At 54.3% G+C, this 5,916-nt stretch carries 4 protein-coding genes and 2 pseudogenes; all 6 read left to right on the top strand.

The genetic code is table 11. The features are described 5' to 3' along the window. Nucleotides 1–839 (top strand): annotated as a pseudogene (gene lpxD / locus RT340_RS21420) (UDP-3-O-(3-hydroxymyristoyl)glucosamine N-acyltransferase); the annotation flags it as partial. A 196-nt stretch (nt 840–1,035) separates the two neighbouring features. Then, nucleotides 1,036–1,491: a 3-hydroxyacyl-ACP dehydratase FabZ gene (gene fabZ, locus RT340_RS21415; RefSeq protein WP_013507953.1), complete on the top strand. Its 456-nt coding sequence runs from the start codon at nt 1,036–1,038 to the stop codon at nt 1,489–1,491. A 3-nt stretch (nt 1,492–1,494) separates the two neighbouring features. Further along, nucleotides 1,495–2,283 (top strand): annotated as a pseudogene (lpxA, locus tag RT340_RS21410) (acyl-ACP--UDP-N-acetylglucosamine O-acyltransferase). 3 nt (nt 2,284–2,286) lie between these two features. Next, on the top strand, nt 2,287–3,435 hold the full coding sequence (gene lpxB, locus RT340_RS21405; RefSeq protein ID WP_211729113.1) for a lipid-A-disaccharide synthase: 1,149 nt from the start codon (nt 2,287–2,289) through the stop codon (nt 3,433–3,435). Continuing rightward, entirely contained in the window at nt 3,428–4,054 is a 627-nt protein-coding gene (gene rnhB / locus RT340_RS21400; protein WP_034829460.1) for a ribonuclease HII, read from the top strand. Before lpxB ends, rnhB begins: the two co-directional genes overlap by 8 nt. Before the next feature lie 31 nt (nt 4,055–4,085). Beyond that, on the top strand, nt 4,086–5,916 hold a 1,831-nt coding region (gene dnaE, locus RT340_RS21395), incomplete at its 3' end, for a DNA polymerase III subunit alpha (protein WP_313377680.1).

The following is a 5,916-nucleotide window of genomic DNA, read 5'->3' as shown; positions in this document are numbered from 1 at the left end:
AAGCGGATCTGGAATGGTGCAATACTGCCGCCCTGGTAGTGAAAAATCCCTATCTTACCTATGCCCGCATGGCACAACTGCTGGACACCACGCCGCAGCCCGCGCAGGATATCGCGCACAGCGCGGTGATCGATCCTTCCGCCTAGCTGGGACAAACTGTGTCGGTAGGGGCGAACGCGGTGATTGAGTCTGGCGTTGAGCTTTGTGACAACGTCGTGATTGGTGCAGGCTGCTTTGTCGGCAAAAAGAGCCGGATTGGCAGCGGCACGCGCCTCTGGGCTAACGTGACGATTTACCATGAGATCGAGATTGGTCAGGATTGTCTGATTCAGTCGGGTACCGTGATCGGTGCCGATGGTTTCGGGTATGCTAACGACCGTGGCAATTGGGTGAAAATTCCACAGCTGGGAACCGTGGTAATTGGTGATCGCGTTGAAATTGGTGCTTGTACCACCATCGATCGCGGTGCACTGGATAACACTCTGATCGGCAATGGTGTTATCATAGACAACCAGTGTCAGATTGCGCACAACGTTGTGATTGGAGATAACACGGCCGTTGCGGGTGGTGTGATCATGGCGGGTAGTCTGAAGATTGGACGTTATTGTATGATTGGCGGCGCCAGCGTGATTAACGGCCATATGGAAATCTGTGACAAAGTGACCGTAACGGGCATGGGCATGGTAATGCGCCCGATCACAGAGCCTGGGGTATACTCATCGGGTATCCCACTGCAACCCAACAAAACCTGGCGTAAAACGGCAGCGCTGGTGATGAATATCGATGAAATGAGCAAACGCTTAAAAGCCATCGAACGTAAGGTCGGCAAAGACGACTAAACGCATCGCTCGCGACCCGCTTTCATAATAAAGCAGCGTGCCTTCTTGCGACTTCGGCTTACCCCGAATGCGTGTGAGGAGGTCTCTCAGGAAAGCGTTACGCCACCGAACTGATTTGCGGCCTGCGGAGGATCATTTTGATCTGTGCAGGCCGTGTTATTATTGCCATCAGATTTTTTAGGACAGGAAGAGTATTTTGACAACTGAAACGCATACTCTGAAAATCGAAGAGATTTTAGAACTGCTGCCGCACCGCTATCCGTTCTTGCTGGTTGACCGCGTGCTGGAATTTGAAGAGCATAAATATCTGCGTGCGGTGAAGAACGTTTCTGTTAATGAACCGTTTTTCCAGGGACACTTCCCTGGTAAGCCGATTTTCCCAGGCGTTCTGATTCTGGAAGCAATGGCGCAGGCAACCGGTATTCTGGCGTTCAAAAGCGTTGGAAAACTGGAACCCGGCGAGCTGTACTACTTCGCCGGTATCGACGAAGCCCGCTTCAAACGTCCAGTGGTACCGGGCGATCAGATGATCATGGAAGTGACCTTCGAGAAAACTCGTCGTGGTCTGACGCGCTTCAAAGGCGTGGCAACTGTAGACGGCAAGATTGTCTGTGAAGCGACCATGATGTGTGCCCGTAGCCGGGAGGCATAATTAGTGATTGATTCAACCGCCAATATTCATCCCAGTTCCGTTATTGAAGAAGGTGCCGTCATCGGCGCCAATGTTCACATCGGCCCGTTCTGCTTTGTCGGCGCTAACGTGGAAATTGGTGAAGGTACGGTGCTCAAATCGCACGTGGTGGTGAACGGCCACACGCGTATCGGCAAAGACAATCAGATCTATCAGTTTGCTTCGATTGGTGAATAGAACCAGGACCTGAAAGATGCCGGTGAACCGACCCGTGTTGAAATCGGCGATCGCAACCGCATCCGCGAGAGTGTGACTATTCACCGTGGCACTACGCAGGGTGGCAACCTCACTAAAGTCGGCAGTGATAACCTGCTGATGGTCAATGCACATATTGCGCATGACTGCATCATCGGTAACCGTTGCATCTTTGCCAACAACGCCACGCTGGGTGGCCATGTCACCGTGGATGATTTCGCGATTATCGGCGGGATGACGGCAGTCCACCAGTGGTGCACCATTGGTGCACACGTGATGGTTGGCGGTTGTTCAGGCGTCGCGCAGGATGTCCCACCGTACGTTATTGCGCAGGGTAACCACGCGACCCCGTTCGGTATCAACATCGAAGGCCTCAAACGCCGTGGCTTTAGCAAAGAAGCACTGCACGCGATTCGCAATGCTTACAAATTGCTGTATCGCAGTGGTAAAACGCTGGATGAAGTGAAACCAGAGATTGAAGAGCTGGCAAAACAACACAGCGAAGTGCAGCCTTTCTATGACTTCTTTGCCCGTTCGACGCGTGGATTGATTCGTTAATCCATGTCAGTGCGTCCCTTAACGATTGCCCTGGTCGCCGGAGAAACCTCCGGCGATATTCTTGGTGCAGGTCTTATCCGTGCGCTCAAAGCGCGTCATCCTGATGCCCGCTTTGTCGGCGTTGCCGGTCCGCTGATGCAGGCCGAAGGCTGTGAAGTCTGGTATGAGATGGAAGAGCTGGCGGTGATGGGCATTGTTGAAGTGCTCGGCCGCTTGCGCCGCTTGCTGAAAATTCGCAAGGATTTAACGCAGCGCTTCACCGAACTCAAGCCTGATGTCTTCGTCGGCATTGATGCGCCAGATTTCAATATCACATTGGAAGGCACCCTGAAGCGCGCAGGAATTCGCACCATTCATTACGTCAGTCCTTCCGTCTGGGCGTGGCGACAAAAACGCGTGTTCAAAATTGGCCGCAACACCAACCTGGTATTGGCGTTTCTGCCGTTTGAAAAAGCGTTTTACGATCGATTCAACGTACCTTGCCGCTTTATCGGCCACACCATGGCAGATGCCATGCCGCTGCAGCCAGACAAATCTGCGGCGCGACGTGAGTTAGGCATCGCGGAGGATGCGATCTGTCTGGGCTTGCTGCCGGGTAGCCGTGGTGCAGAAGTGGAAATGCTGAGTGCGGATTTCTTGCGTGCGGCGCAGTTATTGCGTCAGCGTTATCCCGCGCTGGAAATCGTGGTGCCGCTGGTCAATGCCAAACGCCGCGAACAGTTTGAACAGATTAAAGCTGAAGTGGCGCCCGAGCTACCGATGCATTTGCTGGATGGCAAAGGCCGTCAGGCGATGATCGCCAGCGATGCGGCGATTCTCGCATCCGGCACTGCTGCGCTGGAGTGCATGCTGGCGAAGTGTCCGATGGTGGTCGGTTACCGCATGAAACCCTTTACCTTCTGGCTGGCGAAGCGTTTGGTGAAAACGCCTTACGTTTCACTGCCCAATCTGCTGGCGGGTCGGGAGTTGGTCAAAGAGCTGTTGCAGGAAGAGTGCCAGCCAGAGGCACTGGCGGCTGCGCTGGAACCTCTGTTGCATGCCGGACCAGAGCGCGATGACCTGCTGAACACCTTCAACGAGTTGCATCAACAGATTCGCTGGAATGCTGATGAGCAAGCCGCGGACGCCGTACTGGAGATTGCCAATGACTGAGTTTATCTACCCAAACGCACAGCGCATTGCTGGCGTGGATGAAGTGGGGCGAGGTCCGCTGGTAGGCGCCGTTGTCACCGCAGCAGTCATCCTCGACCCCGCGAATCCGATTAAAGGGCTGGCCGACTCAAAGAAGCTTTCCGAAAAGCGTCGGCTGGCGCTGTATGACGAGATCAAAGAGAAAGCGCTAGCCTGGAGCCTCGGCCGGGCGGAGCCTGAAGAGATCGACCAACTCAACATTCTGCACGCCACTATGCTGGCGATGCAGCGTGCGGTAGCGGGTCTGCCTGTTACGCCTGATTTTGTGTTGATCGATGGCAACCGTTGTCCGGCATTGCCCATGCCATCGCAGGCGGTGGTGAAGGGCGATAGCCTGGTACAAGAGATCAGTGCAGCCTCGATCATCGCTAAAGTCACGCGCGATCGTGAAATGGCCGAGCTGGATCTGTTGTTCCCGGAATATGGATTTGCCCAGCACAAAGGCTACCCAACTGCGTTGCATATGGAAAAATTGACGCAGTTTGGTGCCACGCCACATCATCGCCGCAGCTTTGCCCCGGTGCGAAATGCCCTGATTGATGCTGATGTGCTGGCCGCGCGTCAGCCGACTGCGCTTTAATAGCCTGACGCTGTTTTAATCGGAAACTGATATGGCTGAACCTCGTTTTATACATCTGCGCGTACACAGCGACTATTCGATGGTCGATGGCCTGGCGAAAACTAAGCCATTGGTCAAGAAGGCGGCTGCGCTGGGTATGCCGGCGATTGCGATTACCGATTACATCAACCTTTGCGGGTTGGTGCGTTTTTACGGCAGTGCGCACGATGCAGGCATCAAACCGATTATTGGTGCGGATTTCCACGTCGCCAGCGAGTTGATGGGCGATGAGCTGACACAACTCACGGTCCTTGCCGCCAACAACACCGGTTATCAGAACCTTACGTTGTTAATTTCGCGTGCCTATCAGCGTGGATATGGCATTGCCGGACCGATTATTGACCGTGACTGGCTGGTCGAACTGGGTGAAGGCATCATTCTGCTCTCCGGTGGACGCAAGGGCGATGTTGGCCGCAGTCTACTGCGCGGCAACAGTGCGCTTGTGTCGCAGTGCCTCAGTTTCTATCAGGAACATTTCCCCAATCGTTATTACCTCGAGCTGACACGTACCGGACGCGCCGATGAAGAGGCTTATCTGCATGCCGCCGTTGAGTTAGCGATTGCCGAAGGTGTGCCGGTGGTGGCCACCAACGAAGTCTGTTTCCTCAACGAAGAAGATTTTGACGCCCATGAAATTCGCGTGGCGATTCATGATGGCTTCACGCTGGACGATCCAAAACGCCCACGTCATTACAGTCCTCAGCAATATATGCGCAGCGAAGAGGAGATGTGCGAGCTGTTCTCGGACATCCCGGAAGCGCTGGAAAACAGCGTAGAGATTGCTAAGCGTTGTAACGTCACGGTACGCCTGGGTGAATACTTCCTGCCGCAATTCCCCACCGGGGAAATGACGACTGAAGATTTCCTCGTCATGAAGTCTCGTGAAGGGCTGGAAGAGCGTCTGGAATTCCTGTTCCCGGATGACAAGGTGCGTGCGGAGAAGCGGCCAGAATATGATGAACGTCTTGAGATTGAACTCAACGTTATCAATCAGATGGGCTTCCCTGGCTACTTCCTGATCGTGATGGAGTTTATCCAGTGGTCGAAGGATAACGGTATCCCGGTTGGGCCGGGCCGTGGCTCGGGTGCTGGTTCTCTGGTCGCGTATGCGCTGAAAATCACTGACCTCGACCCGCTGGAATTTGACCTGCTGTTCGAACGTTTCCTTAACCCGGAACGTGTCTCCATGCCCGACTTCGACGTCGATTTCTGCATGGAAAAGCGCGATCAGGTGATCGATCACGTTGCCGAGATGTATGGGCGCGAAGCGGTTTCGCAAATCATCACCTTCGGTACCATGGCGGCGAAAGCGGTTATCCGCGACGTAGGACGTGTGCTGGGGCATCCGTATGGCTTTGTGGATCGCATCTCCAAATTGATCCCGCCGGATCCCGGCATGACGCTGGAAAAAGCCTTTGAAGCGGAACCGCAGCTGCCGGAAATCTACGAGGCAGATGAAGAGGTCAAAGCGCTAATCGATATGGCGCGCAAGCTGGAAGGTGTCACACGTAACGCCGGTAAACACGCCGGTGGGGTGGTTATCGCACCGACCAAAATCACTGATTTTGCGCCGCTTTACTGTGATGAGAATGGCCAATTCCCGGTAACCCAGTTTGATAAAAATGATGTGGAATACGCCGGCCTGGTGAAGTTTGACTTCCTCGGCTTGCGTACGCTCACCATCATCGACTGGGCGCTGAAGATGATTAACCCGCGCCGCGCCAAAGAAGGGTTGGAGCCGATTGATATCGCCGCGATCCCGCTGGATGACAAGAAAAGCTTCGATATGCTGCAACGCTCGGAAACGACTGCGGTATTCCAGC

This window comes from Pantoea sp. CTOTU50773, assembly GCF_032082325.1.
GTDB lineage: Bacteria > Pseudomonadota > Gammaproteobacteria > Enterobacterales > Enterobacteriaceae > Pantoea > Pantoea communis.
The sequence above is the reverse complement of the archived record's forward strand: the minus strand, read 5'-3'. Positions and strand labels throughout refer to the sequence as shown.